Source organism: Sphingobacterium puteale, assembly GCF_050986225.1.
Classification (GTDB): domain Bacteria; phylum Bacteroidota; class Bacteroidia; order Sphingobacteriales; family Sphingobacteriaceae; genus Sphingobacterium; species Sphingobacterium puteale.
The window spans coordinates 6,742,503-6,758,395 of the sequence record NZ_CP158959.1 but is presented as its reverse complement, the minus strand read 5'-3'; the positions used below and the strand labels follow the sequence as shown (position 1 = coordinate 6,758,395).

Here is a 15,893-nt window from a genome sequence, read left to right as displayed (position 1 = left end):
AAAAAATAATCTTGTGATGAGCTTTTAAACATCTTGGCCCATTTTGCTGAGATAGCTTTACGAAACGATCTACATGTCTTTATGGATGTGTAGATTGTTTTTTTCGTAACAACGTTCTTTAAATGTTTAATCGGATACCGAAAATTGCGATAGGATATTGCATAGGTATCAAAAATGAGTAGCTTTTGGTAAAGGAATTAATTATCGATTCGACTCCTGATAAAGGGGTAACTATTGCTTTACTACAGGACAAGCAGCTCGTTGAACTTAACCGTGAGCCCGCAAATAACAATTTTGCCGTTGGGGATATCTATCTCGGACGGATTAAGCGAATTATGCCGGGGCTAAATGCGGCTTTCGTGGATGTAGGCTACGAAAAGGACGCTTTTCTACATTATTTAGATTTGGGTCCCCAAGTTCAATCTTTGCTAAAGCTTACGCGTATCGTAAAGAATGGCAGTTATCAAGAAAAACTGCTCAATAGTTTAAAACTTGAAAAGGATATCGATAAAGCTGGTAAGATCTCTGATGTCTTGAGCAAAAATATGCTCGTGCCAGTGCAAATCGCCAAAGAACCCATCTCAACAAAAGGACCTCGTCTGAGCTCAGACCTATCAATTGCAGGTCGTTTTGTCGTTTTGGTGCCTTTCTCAAGTACTGTTTCCATTTCCAAGCGTATAAAAGGCAGTAACGAGCGCAACCGCCTCAAAAAGATTGTCGAAGGTATTAAACCAGCTAATTTTGGTGTAATTATCCGTACAGTCTCTGAAGGAAAGGGTGTTGAAGAACTGCAACGCGACTTATTGGACCTGATCTCAAAATGGGAGCTGTTTACCAAACGTCTTCGTAATGCTGAACCACCACAAAAGGTTCTCGGCGAAATGGATCGCGCGTCCACTATTCTACGGGATATCCTAACGGATGAGTTCTCGCATATTTATGTTAATGATCCTTCGATCTTCGAAGAAACAAAATCATATATACACGATATATCTCCGGATCTGGAGAAAATTGTAAAGCTTTACAAACATAAAGAACCAATTTTCGACCATTTCGGAGTTGAAAAGCAAATCAAGGCAGCTTTTGGCAAGACTGTTACTTTGCCCGGCGGCGCGTATCTCGTAATTGAGCATACTGAAGCCCTGCACGTAATCGATGTCAATAGTGGTAACCGTTCTGCCAATAAGGAGAATCAGGAAGATAATGCATTGCTGGTCAATATGGAAGCAGCAAAGGAAATTGCGCGGCAACTGCGCCTGCGTGATATGGGGGGAATTGTAGTCATCGATTTTATTGATATGCATAAACCCAATCACCGAAAAGAGTTGTATACATTCTTAAAAGAATGTATGGTGTCGGATAGGGCGAGGCATACGATTTTGCCGCCAAGTAAATTTGGTCTGGTGCAGATCACCCGCCAACGTGTAAGACCTGAAATGAATATTGTCACAAACGAGAAATGTCCGGCTTGTGATGGTACAGGTGAAATCCGGTCAAGCATTGTCCTAATGGATGATATTGAAAATAATTTGAGTTTTATTCTTCAAGAACAGAATGAGAAAAAGGTGACCTTATGTGTTCACCCGTACATAGACGCCTACATTAAGTCTGGGTTGATTTCTAAAAGAATGAAATGGTTTATGAAGTACGGTAAATGGATTAAAGTAAATCCAATGACGTCATATTATCTAACTGAATTCCACTTTTTCAATGCGAAGGACGAGGAAATCAAGTTATAATAGAAAGAGATTAACGAAAAGGGTTAGTAGTCATACTAGCCCTTTTTTGTTTATATCCAATGGATCTTGATCCCGTCTTTTTCCATTTTTCGGAAGTAAGTCATTTGACGTTTGGCATACCGGTGTATTTCTGTTTCCAGTTTGGTGAAAAAGGTCGTATAATCCACTTGCTCAAGGAGATATAAGGAGGCATACTTGTACTCTAAACCATAATATTGCAGCTGGTCATGAGAAACTCCTTCGGTCAGTAATTGTTCGACTTCTTGTAGAAAACCACTTTTGATTCGCTCATTCAATCGCTTACTAATACTTTCCCGCCTATTTTCTAATGGTGGATTTAAACCAATGACAAGAGCTTCTGGAGCTTGCTGTTTGGGTTTGAACTCAGGATTCTGTTGCAGGAATTCCAGTATCTCAATGGCACGGACAATACGTTTATTTGTGGAATGGTCTATCTGAAAATCCAACGGACATACATAGGCGCTCAGCCGTTCCATCAATTCAGGTGTTGTCTTCCCGGCGAGAGACTCTTTGAAGCCTGTTATACTGGGAATTAGTGCATAGGGTGTCTGTTGGATAACACTCTGCAAATATAAACCCGTTCCGCCGCAGAGGATCGTGTGCTTGCCCTTTTTTAAAATGGACTGATGGGTTTGATGGAAGTCCGCAATAAAATTTCCAAGATTGTATTTAGCTCCCGGTTCTCGTATATCAATGAGATGGTATGGAATGCCTTGGTATTCAGTCAGGTCTTTTCCTGTTCCAATATCCATGCGTCGATAAATTTGACGGGAATCGGCACTGATAATTTCGGCATCAATTTGTTGGGCTAGTTGTACTGCCAGTTTGGTCTTGCCAGAGGCTGTTGGGCCTAGGATAACAATAACTTTCTCTTTTGGAACCGATTGTTGTTCCAAAAGAGAAAGTATAGGTTTTAGTCTGTCTATCACAGAACAAATTTAGTCCATTTTTCTGTTCCTTCATTATTTTTTACGACAGTATCGATGAAAGCCATACCTCTGACCCCGTCATAAACTGTTGGAAAGTCTTGTTCTTCCGCGGTTGGAGTTCTTCCTTCTCGTTTTGCGGTAACTGTTGCAGCAAAGTTACGATAGATATTGGCAAAGGATTCCAATAGCCCTTCTGGGTGACCAGCAGGAACACGTGTATTGTGCGTTGCAAACGAGCTCAATGTATACGGCGCAGCGTATGCATTTCCTGTACGGTACAGCTGGCGAGGTTGATCAAGCATTTTGATGATCAGGTTGTTCGGGTCTTCGTTGGCCCATTCCAATCCGCCTTTTTCGCCATAAATACGTATGCGAACAGCGTTCTCTTCTCCTGCCGAGATTTGTGATGCCATTAATACACCTTTGGCGCCGTTTTGGAAACGCAATAATACGGAGCCATCATCATCCAATAATCGGCCTTCAACAAATGTCGTTAAATCAGCACATAACTCTTCGATTTTTAATCCCGAAACATATTCCGCAAGATGAGCTACGTGTGTACCGATATCACCCATGACCAACGACTTGCCCGAGCGTTTTGGATCTGCGCGCCAAGCCGCGCCAGCATTGCCTTCGCGTTCAGTTAAGCGGCTCAACCAGCCCTGTGGATATTCAACAACAATTTTTCTTATTTTACCAAAATGGCCTTCTTTTACCATCGCTTTGGCCTGCTTTACCATCGGATAACCTGAATAGGTATGTGTCAGACATAATGTACGGCCTGTACGTTCTACAGTCTCCTGTAATTCTTTTGCTTCTTCAACAGATACTGTCATTGGCTTTTCAACAACAACATCGAAACCTTTTTCCATAGCCAATTTAGCAGGAGCAAAATGTAGAAAGTTTGGAGTAACAATCGTTACAAAATCCATACGTTCCCCCTCAGGGAGTAAAGATTCTTTCTCGATCATCTCTTCGTAGTTTAGATAGACACGCTCAGGAGCTACAAATAGGTCTTCTCCAGATTGTTTTGAAATCTGTGGATCAATGCTAAATGCGCCACAAACCAATTCAATCTTTCCATCCATAAAAGCGGCAATGCGGTGTACAGCTCCAATAAAGGCGTCGTTTCCGCCTCCGACCATACCCATGCGAAGTTTTCTCTTCATAACGTTATTATTTTTGATTATTTATTTTTCAAATTTATTACAGTGTACAATATACACAATTTAGCTTATTTTATATACAAAATCATCTTGATGCTTCCCATGTTTTCCTTTGGAAAACCAAGTGGAGCCTGATCCATTAATACACTTAGCTCTTCTTCATTACGATAAGTATATCTATGCGCTCCTGCAACCCAGAAAGTGATAGGAGCTGTAATGTCTTTTATCGTGAAACCGATTTTTTCTAAGGAAGAATGCTGATTCCAATCTCTGTCGGTATAAGTCATGATATCTCCCGGGGAAAAGTCTTTCGCAAAAGCCTTGATTAATTTGCTTAGTCCGCCAATCACATTATAGCCAGATTTATTGCAAAAGCGCAATAACTCAAAAGATCGGTATTCGTCATTTTTATCGCTCATACGGCGCCCTCCGGAAAAAACAGCTATGGACACGAGTTCGCCCTGCTCATATAGTCCGTATCTGTATTTTCCCGGAAGTGGAGTTTGTAGATGATGTTCCACGAGGAACTGCTGGCTTACTTTTTTATCAATCCGCGCAACGATTGTTTTCCGTGCGTAAATACGACGATTATTCTTCCATTTGGCAACGATGCGCTGCACAATGAGGTCGAATTTTTGTGCCAATATATCCTCGTCTATATGGATGCCTTCTTCGGGCCCCTGAAACCGTGAACGTCTTTCGTTGGGATAGAGGAAGATCTTTTTTGTTAATTCAGAAGATTCAATTTGTAGATATCCATCTAGTTCGATCATGGGTAATCGCACTGCCAGGTGCCGTTCAAGCTCGATTTTGAACCGAATAACAAGATCTTTAAAAGCTGGATTCATAAAACAAAAGTAACTCTTATGGAAGTTCTGACGAAATATTCGCTTTTAATAATTATCCGTATCTTTGTGCAAAATATGATTGTACTGTGAAATATCCATGCTTAAAAAGCATAACACCGATGTTGGCTGAGCATCTGCAGGCGAAAAAAATTTGTGTTATATAATTTATACAGCATATTTCATAGGACTTTAAAAAACAAACTAAGTGCGACGACTTCATTTGTACCAATGACAATCGACACTTATAAATAATTATTTATATATGAAACTTCCGATAGTGGCGTATGGCGACCCTGTATTAAGAAAGGTTGCCGAGGAAATAGATGAAGACTATCCTGATTTAAAGAAATTGATAGATGATATGTTTGACACCATGTATGCTGCACATGGTGTAGGAATTGCGGCGCCGCAGGTAGGCTTGCCAATACGTATGTTTGTTATTGATGCGACGCCGTTTGCTGACGACGACGAAGAGAATAAAGAAATGCTCAAATCTTTCAAAAGAGTTTTCATTAACCCGATTATGGTAGAGGAATCTGGTGAAAAATGGGCTTTTGGCGAAGGCTGCCTAAGTATTCCTGATATTAATGAAGACGTACTTCGTCATAAAAATATTCGTATCAATTATTTGGACGAGAATTTTGAGGAGCACGAAGTGGATCTGACCGGATTGGCGGCACGCGTTGTTCAACACGAATATGACCATCTCGAAGGGAAGCTGTTTACAGACAAATTGAGTACACTTAAGAAAACAATGTTAAAGGGTAAGTTGGATGCGATTGCCAAAGGCAATATCCGAGTGAGCTATAAAATGAAATTTCCACAGCAAAAGAAAAAGCGTTAGTCCAAACTAACGCTTTTCTTATTTTATAGTAGCGATAGTTTTCCAATCTTCCCACTCAGTCCAATCGGGGAAGATATAACCGATACTTAACCGCGGTCATTCGAATCAGAAAAACGACACTGGCAGCAATAATGGCTGCCCAGGACAAATCCAGATCGAGGTGAACAAGCAGAATATAAATTAATCCGCCCGCCAAACAGGCCGTAGCATATACCTCCTTTTTGAAGATCAAAGGCGTCTCATTGAGAAGGATATCTCGTATCATACCCCCACATACAGCTGTAAACATACCAAAGATGATGGCTGCATAGACATTACTTTCATAGTTCAATGACTTTTGCACGCCTAAGATGGTGAAGAAGCTGATTCCTATTGCATCAAAAAGTGTCAAGGTTCTATAATAGCCATAGAGCTGCCTATTGAAGACAATTGCAATTAAGATGCCTAAGAATATCGCAATAAGATAATTGCTATCATTTACCCAAACGGGGCGTAAATTTAGAAATACATCGCGCATGGATCCGCCGCCAATAGCTGTCACAAAGCCCAAGAAAGCAGCTCCAAAAATATCGATGTCCTTACGCTTTGCGGATAAGGTGCCCGATATCGCAAAAAATAAGGTGCCAAGCAAATCGCTTAAATAAAAATAGTTGGCATCAGTTATCATCGTAATACTTTATTAAAATAATTCCCCTATTTACGCTCTACTAGATCGAGAGAGATTTATGCAAATTTAGGAGAAATCCCGATAGTTTAGGTTTACTGTAAGACGAATAGCTTTCAAACCTACTATTCCTTGTACATCCTCCAGTTTGAGATGCTCTATGGTACTTTCAATGATGCCCATATCATAGATAGCCTTTATACTTAGATTAAGGTCTTCTAACACCTCGTCCGAAAGATAGACAATGGCAATCTTGTTGACCTGGGTGAGCCTTTCCTTGGTCCGTTTTACCCGTATTTTATCTATTCTTTTTTTGATGATTTCGTAACGGATATTCAATGAGCCCTCGACATCAAATCTACGCTCGTCTTCACGAAAGCTGATGTCAATACTGTGAGGGTTGATGAAAATAAGCTGTGTGGTCTCTAAGGGAATTGGTAAATCCTGTTTTGCGTGATGTGCTTTCAGTGCAATACGGGCCATGGAGATAATCTGCTGTCGTCTAAAGATATTGATAAATTCTTTGCTAAAGGTCTGCTGTGGTGTAATGGATTCTCCTATATAGATATCGTATTCAATACCGTCGGTTCTGAATTTTTGAAAATACGATGGATAATTGCCCTGGATAAAACTGTTGAAATGATTGAGTTCCTTACTGATGATTTGATTTATCTTCCATAATGAGGTCTCAAATTCATTTCTGTAAAATTCTCCAGTTTCACGATTCGTGAAAAAATGCTTGGCATAATGCTCAATAATGGCGTGCTTTGTTGAGAATTCTCGTCTCGCGGCCTCGATAAATGGCTGTACATCTTTTCTGAAAAATTCAATGATCTTGACCATGGATTCATCAAAGGAGATTTGGTCGAGTGACAAAGTAATCTGGTCTACCCGTTTTGAAAAATCAATAATGAGCTGATGTTTGCCGTCCCTGGATAGTTCGTCAATGAGAAGAGCTAGTTGTTTCACTTTGAAACCAAAATCTTTTAAAATAGATGCATTGCGGATGACGGTAGAATCCTTTACATCTATAGCACCATAAAGAGGATAGACTTCTTCGAAAATAACAGGTTTAATATGGGCGTTCTGTTCATCATTTTCCAGTTCCTGAATATATTGAGCTGCAATATGATTAAACTTCCACTGTACGGCCGGCTGGATTGTTGTAAACCGATTAATAATAATCTCGTCAATGCGTTTCTTGAACTCTGCCGTGATATCATAGGATAGCTGAGACAATAGCGGCACAAGCGCGCGAAGGGATTGAATGGTTTCATTATCCAATTGATCCAGCCGATGACTGTAGACTTCCATAATCCCGGACAAGGCGTGGTTATGTATCAATGGAATACACAGATAGGTCTTAACCCCGGACGCCTTAATTCGTTCATCAAAAATGGATGTTGTATTTTTAATGGCATCTAGGGTATTATAAAAAATAAGATGCGGGTGTTTTAAGTAGTTTGCAACTTGCGGATTGATGTTGGTATAGCTGTTGCTGGCGTGTGCTTCGGAGATTAAAATACTTTTATTTGTAATGGAATAATCAAAAAAAGGCAGGCCATTTAACTGAAACAATGGAAACAGACTAAAGATTGTATCCGTACTCTTTAGGATCGGAGTGATAATTTTCTCCACATCTGATAAAAAAAGATGATAATTGTATGTGGCAAGATCCAATAAAATAGACTGAATTCTGTTAATAGTATGTTCAAGACTACTTTTTTTGACAGTGAGAATAGTGAACCCGGATAATTCAAAATCTTCTAGCTTAATTGCATTAATGACATGATCCCAATTGAACAAAGAAGCGTCATTGGTGTTTTTGCTCAGATTTCTCAAGTCAAATTGCGGAAGTTCCTTTTTTTGCTTAATATCAACAAATTTGAAATCTATAGTTAGATCATAATAATCGATGATGTCGCCTTTTTCATTTAAATGATGATAAACAATTGTATTATTTTCTTTGGCAGGCAGTCCGTATAGACGTTCGAGAATAAGCGCATATATCAGCTTTTCCTGGTTGCTTAGGGTCTTTCCATCTTGCATTTGACCTGGGATATCCTGTTCCTCCAATCTATTTTTCCAGAGGTCAAAAAAGGCATCTGTCCCATAAAACGTTTCTTCTGCAAGCGGCGTAGCGAGCGCCCAATATCGTTTGGGATCTGTATCTATAAGCGATACCGAAAGGCTATAGATGAGCTGCAAAATATCTTTATAGGCACTTAAGTTGTGTTTACATAGCTTACCGCTGACACTTTCAATTTCTTTTATCCGCTCTAGGGCAAATAATGGAATCATATCATCAGAAGATATACCACTTTCGGTAAAGGATTCTAGGTATCGAAAGAAAGGTTCAAAATGAAGTTTTTTTTCGAGCTTATAGATTATGCTTTTGCCTTTTGTCAGTTGTACTTTCCTTATTTCCATTTATTGAACATACTTTAGAAGCGAAAGCCTGTACTAAAATAAGGATACCAGCCTTCGTTGGATTTGGCCATCACGAAGTGCAGGGGCAAGGCATTTGCCACGATATAATAAAGCCCACCGCCGAATCCTTGGTGGAAAGTGGAACTGTTATGGTCTTTTGCCCAGACTTTTCCAATATCATACATGCCCATGAGGCCCAGCTCCCCGGGCAGAACGTAGCTTTTTATATCATGGATCTTAACACGAGCCTCGAGGTTATTGTAGACCATTTGTTCCCCAGCAAAACGGTATTGTCGATAACCACGTAGATTTTCGTGACCACCAAGAAAAAGATATTGATAGAATGTTGGGTTACCTACCACCGTTCCTCCTCCTACCCTGTTGGCAAATATAATACCTTCGTTAATTGCACTAAAATAACCGGTCATTTCTGCGCTTAACTGTGCCGAATGACGCGAATATTTATTTAAACCTAAAAAGGAATGCATTGCAGCCTTGACAAATACTCCTTTACTGGGATTGATCTTGCGATTACGTGTATCTTGTATTAGAAAAGCATTTAATCCAGCGAAGGCCTTGTCATGGGTAATGGAGAGACTATCATAGGAATGCAGCGCCTGCGGATTTAGGATAAAACGACCTTGATTTTCAACGGGATCCAGATGATAGAACTGGATATGGGGGCCAATCGCGTAATTTAACGTTGATGATGGATGCCACCTCAGTAGCGGATTGATATTAAAAATATTGAATCGGCTACGGTAGTACTTTGCCCCATGCTGGTCTTCTAAGAACAATGAATTGTTGCCCACGCCAAAAAAGTTTTGTGTATTGTCGGGAGCTTTTGCCAGTGCGTCAATGACGAAGTCGGCATTGCCTATGACATCTTCCCATTCACCGCGATAATGTATTTTATAGGCACCTGTGCGGAATGCCGTAGCGACTGTAATCTGTTGTTTGTAGGTAAAAGGCGTTTTCCTAAATCCCCGCTGGTGGGTATATGCTGCGCCAAGCCCCAAAGAAAAACCATCATCAGCATTGTAGCCAGCTGTTAACAATGGTAGCCAGGAATTGTATAAATTTACGGGAACAAATGCTGTATTTACGCTATCTTTACCGCGATGTAGCTTGACTCGTTTTTTTTCTCCTAAAATCGTTGAATTGGACGTGTTTTCATAGAGCTTTATTCTTGATCTGCTATTGTCGATTACATAGGTTTTTGGCAAACTATCGCCAATTATTCGCAGTTTTATCGGAGAATTTGTATTATTTATTAACAACGAGTCCTGCCCCTCAGAAAGGTATAACCGAATCTCTTTCGTCAAATTTTCTTCGTAAACTTTGTCCATTATTGTTTTAGTCACCCTTCCATCTTTGTTGATTTTGGATACCTTGACATTTAATCCCCTGTCTTTGGTGTTGACGATCTCTACCTTCTCGTTCTTATCACTGAAATGGATATCTACAATATTATTGATAAAGCGATAATATTGTTCCATCGCAGTAGGCAGAGCATCACGTCTGCTCTGAAGGGTGCGGAAAATCTGTTCGCCCCGAATCGCTATGGATGATTGGGGCAAGCTGTTGACAGACTGCCGGAGTACCGAATCGGTCAATCGGGCGACAAATTGGTCTACTTCTTTTGTCCATTCTTTGTGGGAGAGCTGATTGCTGGGGTGTGCATTTAAAAACCTGGATTTGAAAAGGGAATATCTGATATTTGGAATGCCCATAGTAAAACCTTGCATAACAGGATTTACAAATCGCTGGTAAATATCTTTCATCAAAAATCCCTGTGTAACACGTAAAGCCTGATCGCGGTCACGTGGAATGGGAATATAGTCCTTATCTTTGTCATTCGTATTCTGATTTTCATTGTACCAGCGCCATTGATCTTCATGACGATCCCAATCGCTTACCATCACGTCCAGCATGCGTGCTCTGAGGTATGCCTTGGGTTTAAAATTATCGTCATTGTCTTCCTGGAGTTTGCGAACCGCTTTAGCACTATTATCAGAGTCGCCCAGCGGTTCCCGTTCTTCCAATAGGGCTACAGTATTTTCGAATAGCCCTGCGTATTGGCCAAGGATCGGATCCGGTGCGACAAATCCAATAATAGGATGTGCATGTGGGACGTTGACAGCATTGGCTAGTGCGGGGATCATCAGCGCGGAATAAGGATGTTGCGCACTTGTCGCATCGTCCAGGACATCCTGAACAAAGGTTCCGTGCAATTCTTCTGGAATCAAAGATTCTGTTCGTTTATTTACTGATCGAAGGGCCCATTCTCTTCCTGTTGGATCTGTCAATCGAAGTGACACGGATTGCATGCCCCCTCCTTGTTTGACCGGCGTTAGACCTCCGAATAATTTAGATAGCTGAAGTATGGGTAATGAGGTTTCGGCAGCCCATTCTTTGCGGTAGTTTTCTCCCAGAAATGATTTTTTAAATTTGCCCGCCTGTCCATACTTTGCATTTGCGACAACAGTAATACTATCTTTTATCACGGCTTGCGTCAAAGACTTGTCTTTGTATGCTTCAGCTGACAAGGTCGACTTGTTCTTCTGCTGAGAATAAGCTTGTGCGGTAAAAAAAAGTAAAAGAAATGGTAAGACCCGTTGCATGCTGATTATTTTTCAAATTTATAAATGATTCCTTTGTCCTGATCACCGGCTTCACTGCTGATGTAAAGATTGGATTTTGAATCAAAGTTGATCCCTTCTGGTTGAGGAAATAGCTTTGGATCCAACGGCGTTAAGGATTTGACCTTGAAGTTTTCGTCCGTTACAACGAGCGCCTTGTCAATGGAGGATAAAATATACCATTCATTGCTATCGGTTTTCTTTGCAAGCGCTGACGGTTTGAAGGTCTTTTTGATCTTGGGATCAAGTTTCTTTAGCTCATCGACTTGGATGGCAAATTCGCCTTTTGGACTGAATTTGCCATCCGTTCCAATGGAAAAAATATATCCGGTTGTTTGTGATTGTTTTTTGTCTACTCGGCATTCTTTGCAGAGAACATAAGCGAGGTTAGCTGCTTTATCGACATAAAGTCCTTCATATTCGCCCTTAGGAAGAATGTCTTTTTGCTCAGCGACCGCCTGTATGTTATCTTTATCTGTCATTGGGAAGGAATAGACACTGCCATTGCTCTTTAAAACAAAGAAATGTGTTTTACTAATACCAATGTCTTCGTAATCACCATCTTTTCCGAATTGGCTGAATGTGAGCTTCTGAGTAGGCAAATGGTATTTAAAAAGTAATCCTTGTTCATCTTGAATGGCATAAATCTCTTCATCCTGCCCCTCTAAAAATGCGATCCCTGATATTTCGAGCAGCTCGTTGGGTAAACTTATCTTTTCGCCGGACAGCAATTGATAAGGAATTGCCTGTTGCGGTTTTTTGTCTGTTGTTGTGTCCGTAAAATGAGCTGTGCGTTCTTTGTTTGCGTTACTGGGGTTGCAAGCTATTAATACCGAGGAAATTATTCCCAAAGCAAAAACTGATAGTCGTGTTGAGTTTTTCATCAATTTAGTTGTTTAAGTAATCAACAATTTGTTGCTGCGATTTATTGCCAAGCGGATGTGCTATAGGTATGTTTTGCCCTAGGTCGTCAATAAAAGTAGCTTCGATATCGTCAGCGAACTGGATTTCGAAGAGCTGCTGAATCTTTTTGGATAATACTGTTTCCAGTACTGGAAAACAGGTTTCTATCCGACGGTAGATATTGCGATCCATCCAATCTGAGGAACCTAAATATACCTTTGTATCATCGCCGTACCGAAATATAAAGATTCTCCCGTGTTCTAAATAGCGACCTACAATCCGTTTAACTTTGATATTTTCACTTAAACCTTGTACTTGAGGCTTAAGCCGGCATATTCCTCTGACCAACAATTGTACCTTTACACCTGCTTGGCTAGCCTCATACAATTTATTGATTAACGATTCTTCCTCTAAATTGTTTAGCTTAATTTTTATCAAAGTAGTTCTTCCTTGGCTGAGCTGAGCGATTGCTTCGTCGATCAGCCCGATGAAAGTCTGCTTTAGATTGAATTGCGCTACCAATAGGTGCCGAAATGAAATATCTGTTGGACTGCTTGGTTTCTTTCTATTGGGTAAAAACTCAAATAGCTGACCTAGTTCCGCTGTCAGTAAACGGTTGGATGTCATCAAAAAATAGTCAGTATATACGGTGGCGGTCTTCTCGTTTAAGTTGCCAGTCCCAAATAGTGCGCTTTCTTTTCCATCTTTTCGTCTGACAAGTGCAATTTTAGCATGCACTTTGAGATTAGGAATGCTATAACTGATTCTTACCCCCTGTTCCTTCATAATTCTGGACCAATGTATATTATTGGCTTCGTCGAAACGTGCTTTTAATTCAACAAACACATTTACTTTCTTTCCATTCTTTGCTGCAGTGGCCAGCGCTTGGGCGATATGCGAATCACCGGCAATTCGATAGAGTGTCGTGTGGATTTCCACAACCTCAGGATCGATAGCCGCTTCGTTAAAAAATCGAAGAATGGGATCAAACGATTCATAAGGAGTACAGATCAATATATCCTTCTGATCGAGCTGATCAAAAAGGGAATGTTCGAAATCCTGATGTACCTCTATCTGTCGCTGTTTCGGGAAGGACAATGCTTCCTCTTTTATTGGGAAGGAGAAAAAGTCCTTTAGATTATGGTAATAACCTCCGGCGACAATACTACTTTTCCGCAGGTCAAAAAGAACCGCAAGTCTTTCGATGAGCTGTTCTGGAAAACCCGGCTGATGTAAGAATCGGGTTGCGTAACCAAGATCTCTTTTATTGACTTCTGCCTCTATTTTCTGAGCAATATCACCCTCAAATTCATCTTGCAAATTAAGCTCAGCGTCCCGGGTAATTTTGAAGGTGTAGAAATTTAAACTCTTGTCTTTTATGAAGTTGGGTAAAAATAATTTAATGATATCGTCGATGAAGACAACATATGTTTTGGCATTGACCTGGCAGGTGAAGAACCGATTAATGCGATCTGCGGGTATATTGACAATGAACAGATCAGACGCACTATTGTCTGTCAGAGCAAAGTACAGACGGTTGTTGATCGGAAAAAAAGAGAATTCTTCGTTAACAGGAATGATTTGCAGATAAGAAGCAATCGTGCTAAAAAAATATTTTGCGGCAAGAGATTTTACCGCTAATGGAATCTCTTGGTTATAGATTAGGATAATGTTTTCCGCAGCTAACTGCTGAATAATATCAGTTAAAAAGAGTCCAAATTTTTCCTGTTGTTTATGGATAATTTTGGATGCTTTTTTATACGTCCCAATGTCAAGATTCGGGACGACCTGGTCAGTAGTCTTTTTTTTAATTTTCTTCCAAGCCATTAATACGGGCATCCGTACACGGTAGAACTCATCTAAGTTTGAGGAAAAAATAGCGAGAAACTGTAATTTCTCCAACAATGGTACTGCCGGGCGTCCAGCTTCGTTAAGTACCCTGTCATTAAAGGAAAGCCAACTGATATCTCTGTTGATATATAGGTCTTTTTTTTTCATTCAAAAAATAATCTAAGGAATAATGCGGTTAGAAGAGCAGTATCCATTTTATAAGAGTGTTGCAATAACAAAAGAAATAACAGAGATGACCAAGCCAAACATAAAGATTCCATAAGAATAACGTAATAACTTGTATTTTCTGCCCAGAACGACGCCTTGGGAATAAACATCTTTTGTAAGCATGCCGTATAAAAATTCGGAGTCGATCATTACTTTTTGCATCCCCTCGTTATAGTCGTCGAGTTTCATTTTGTAGAAGTTTCCGAAAAATAATAGATTGACGGTTTTATCCTCAATCTCCTGTTTTGAAAATTTTCCAGCGGGTATTTTGGGTATAGTCGATAATATGGCCATCACCATAGTTGCCACAACAATTAGAGTGAGGATAATCGTTGGAAAGATCAGATGCTCATTGCTATCTAATTTTCTAAACAGTACCGCAATGACAACGGATAGAATAATGGAATTGACGGTTAATAATATGTTCGCTTTATTGTCAGCCATGTCGCTCAGGCGCTGGTTGTTGGACGATGTTATCCGAAACATCGTCTCTATGCCACGTTCGGGTTTGGCGCTTTTGTCTTTCTCTTTTTTTGTTTCTTTTTTGTCTTCTTTTTTCTTGGCGTTGGATTTTTCCTGTTTTCGTTCGAGTTCTTTTAAGTTCTGTTCTTTTTTTGCATTGAGCTTTTGTTGCGCATAATCCGTATGGTAATGATGGCCGGCCAAAAGTTTTATTGTACCTGCACGCCAGACATCTTTGTCAATTTCTTTTCCCAATACAGCTTCCGCTTCGGCTTTCATAAGTTTGTTCCTCTTTTCAAAGTCGTCATTACCAAAATGAAACAGGTCGGCATCACAAAGAATCTGTTCCAGTAGATTGTTTGGGTCCTGAGGCATTCTCGTCGCAAGGATGCAACCTTTGATTTTTTCTTTAACATCTTCGGATATGTCTTTATCTTTCAGAAAGTCCAAAGCTATTTCTACGCTTCTTTTCTCATGGCCAATCGCGTTGTCAGATTCTACATAGCCTAGATCATGAAAATAAGCAGCACTGATCACAATAAAATGATCTTCATCGTTTAACTTATAGAACGACGAAATCTCTTCTGCCGCCTGTACTACTGAATGTGTGTGTAGGCTGTTGTGAAAACAATGACAAGAAGATATGTTTTCTACAATATAAGTATTAGAATAGTGCTCTACTTGTTTTAAAAGCTCGTTATAATCTATCATGACCAATATGATGTTTATTTAGAATAAAAGTATTCAATATCTTTAACATCTTGTATATATGTGATCCCTTTTCGTAATTTTTTGATCTAGATCAAGTTTGATAGACCAGAAAGCAGACAAAATCATTGTTTTTTTGTACAGCGTGCGTCCTTTAAGTTTTTACTTAAGTGTAATTGCTGCTATCGATGCCGTGGGACCACGAGCATTTCTGATTTTTAGGATGCCATGTCCTGCTGTTGTTCTTTTAAGCTCCTCGGGTTAGTTTGATAAGCGGTAGCTTCTCCTCTACCTTTTTATGTGTTTTACCTGATTCTGACTAGTTGTAGTTGCCCTCGGTGATGAATTGTGGTTTGCTTAGCTTGATCCTAATGAAGTGTTTTTGCGTTAGATAAGAAATACAATGTTTAAGTTGGTAAATATTCTGATCCAGGTCCACGGCTCGCAACCACAGTCCTACTATCGTTCATGTCGCATCT

At 40.0% G+C, this 15,893-nt stretch carries 11 protein-coding genes; 2 read left to right on the top strand and 9 right to left on the bottom strand.

Going from position 1 to position 15,893, the window contains the following annotated elements:
- The first annotated feature begins 185 nt into the window (after window positions 1-185).
- Entirely contained in the window at window positions 186-1,739 is a 1,554-nt protein-coding gene (locus ABTV71_RS27980; protein ID WP_077436961.1) for an Rne/Rng family ribonuclease, read from the top strand.
- 50 nt (window positions 1,740-1,789) lie between these two features.
- Here the strand turns inward: ABTV71_RS27980 and miaA are convergent, their stop codons facing one another.
- The 3 genes from miaA to ABTV71_RS27965 form a co-directional block, all read right to left on the bottom strand.
- Window positions 1,790-2,689 carry a tRNA (adenosine(37)-N6)-dimethylallyltransferase MiaA gene (gene miaA, locus ABTV71_RS27975; RefSeq protein ID WP_433901794.1) on the bottom strand — a complete coding sequence of 300 codons (900 nt, stop codon included), beginning with the start codon at window positions 2,687-2,689 and terminating at the stop codon, window positions 1,790-1,792.
- Window positions 2,686-3,858 (bottom strand): Gfo/Idh/MocA family protein, encoded by a 1,173-nt coding sequence (locus ABTV71_RS27970; protein WP_121125458.1) that lies wholly within the window; start codon window positions 3,856-3,858, stop codon window positions 2,686-2,688. Before ABTV71_RS27970 ends, miaA begins: the two co-directional genes overlap by 4 nt.
- Before the next feature lie 65 nt (window positions 3,859-3,923).
- Window positions 3,924-4,703 (bottom strand): hypothetical protein, encoded by a 780-nt coding sequence (locus tag ABTV71_RS27965; RefSeq protein ID WP_433901793.1) that lies wholly within the window; start codon window positions 4,701-4,703, stop codon window positions 3,924-3,926.
- A gap of 262 nt (window positions 4,704-4,965) precedes the next feature.
- Between ABTV71_RS27965 and def the strand changes: the two genes are divergently transcribed.
- Window positions 4,966-5,547 (top strand): peptide deformylase, encoded by a 582-nt coding sequence (def, locus tag ABTV71_RS27960; protein ID WP_121125460.1) that lies wholly within the window; start codon window positions 4,966-4,968, stop codon window positions 5,545-5,547.
- 55 nt (window positions 5,548-5,602) lie between these two features.
- Here def and ABTV71_RS27955 read toward each other — a convergent pair whose 3' ends face one another.
- The 6 genes from ABTV71_RS27955 to ABTV71_RS27930 all read right to left on the bottom strand — a co-directional run bounded on the left by ABTV71_RS27955 (window position 5,603) and on the right by ABTV71_RS27930 (window position 15,417).
- Complete coding sequence (locus ABTV71_RS27955) at window positions 5,603-6,214, bottom strand: trimeric intracellular cation channel family protein (RefSeq protein ID WP_121125461.1); 612 nt, start codon at window positions 6,212-6,214, stop codon at window positions 5,603-5,605.
- Window positions 6,215-6,280: 66 nt separating this feature from the next.
- Window positions 6,281-8,641 (bottom strand): GAF domain-containing protein, encoded by a 2,361-nt coding sequence (locus tag ABTV71_RS27950; protein ID WP_433901792.1) that lies wholly within the window; start codon window positions 8,639-8,641, stop codon window positions 6,281-6,283.
- 14 nt (window positions 8,642-8,655) lie between these two features.
- Window positions 8,656-11,265: a BamA/TamA family outer membrane protein gene (locus ABTV71_RS27945; RefSeq protein ID WP_433901791.1), complete on the bottom strand. Its 2,610-nt coding sequence runs from the start codon at window positions 11,263-11,265 to the stop codon at window positions 8,656-8,658.
- A 5-nt stretch (window positions 11,266-11,270) separates the two neighbouring features.
- Window positions 11,271-12,167: an SdiA-regulated domain-containing protein gene (locus ABTV71_RS27940; RefSeq protein ID WP_433901790.1), complete on the bottom strand. Its 897-nt coding sequence runs from the start codon at window positions 12,165-12,167 to the stop codon at window positions 11,271-11,273.
- Between the two features lie 4 nt (window positions 12,168-12,171).
- Window positions 12,172-14,184, bottom strand: coding sequence for a polyphosphate kinase 1 (gene ppk1 / locus ABTV71_RS27935; protein WP_121125465.1), 2,013 nt, complete (start codon window positions 14,182-14,184; stop codon window positions 12,172-12,174).
- Window positions 14,185-14,232: 48 nt separating this feature from the next.
- On the bottom strand, window positions 14,233-15,417 hold the full coding sequence (locus ABTV71_RS27930) for a Pycsar system effector family protein (RefSeq protein ID WP_433901789.1): 1,185 nt from the start codon (window positions 15,415-15,417) through the stop codon (window positions 14,233-14,235).
- Between the last annotated feature and the right edge of the window lie 476 nt (window positions 15,418-15,893).

Bases quoted from the DNA above. Each gene is read 5' to 3' on its own strand.
- ABTV71_RS27970 (WP_121125458.1), bottom strand. From the start codon at position 3,858: ATGAAGAGAAAACTTCGCATGGGTATGGTCGGAGGCGGAAACGACGCC.
- ABTV71_RS27965 (WP_433901793.1), bottom strand. From the start codon at position 4,703: ATGAATCCAGCTTTTAAAGATCTTGTTATTCGGTTCAAAATCGAGCTT.
- def (WP_121125460.1), top strand. From the start codon at position 4,966: ATGAAACTTCCGATAGTGGCGTATGGCGACCCTGTATTAAGAAAGGTT.
- ABTV71_RS27955 (WP_121125461.1), bottom strand. From the start codon at position 6,214: ATGATAACTGATGCCAACTATTTTTATTTAAGCGATTTGCTTGGCACC.
- ABTV71_RS27950 (WP_433901792.1), bottom strand. From the start codon at position 8,641: ATGGAAATAAGGAAAGTACAACTGACAAAAGGCAAAAGCATAATCTAT.
- ABTV71_RS27945 (WP_433901791.1), bottom strand. From the start codon at position 11,265: ATGCAACGGGTCTTACCATTTCTTTTACTTTTTTTTACCGCACAAGCT.
- ABTV71_RS27940 (WP_433901790.1), bottom strand. From the start codon at position 12,167: ATGAAAAACTCAACACGACTATCAGTTTTTGCTTTGGGAATAATTTCC.
- ppk1 (WP_121125465.1), bottom strand. From the start codon at position 14,184: ATGAAAAAAAAAGACCTATATATCAACAGAGATATCAGTTGGCTTTCC.
- ABTV71_RS27930 (WP_433901789.1), bottom strand. From the start codon at position 15,417: ATGATAGATTATAACGAGCTTTTAAAACAAGTAGAGCACTATTCTAAT.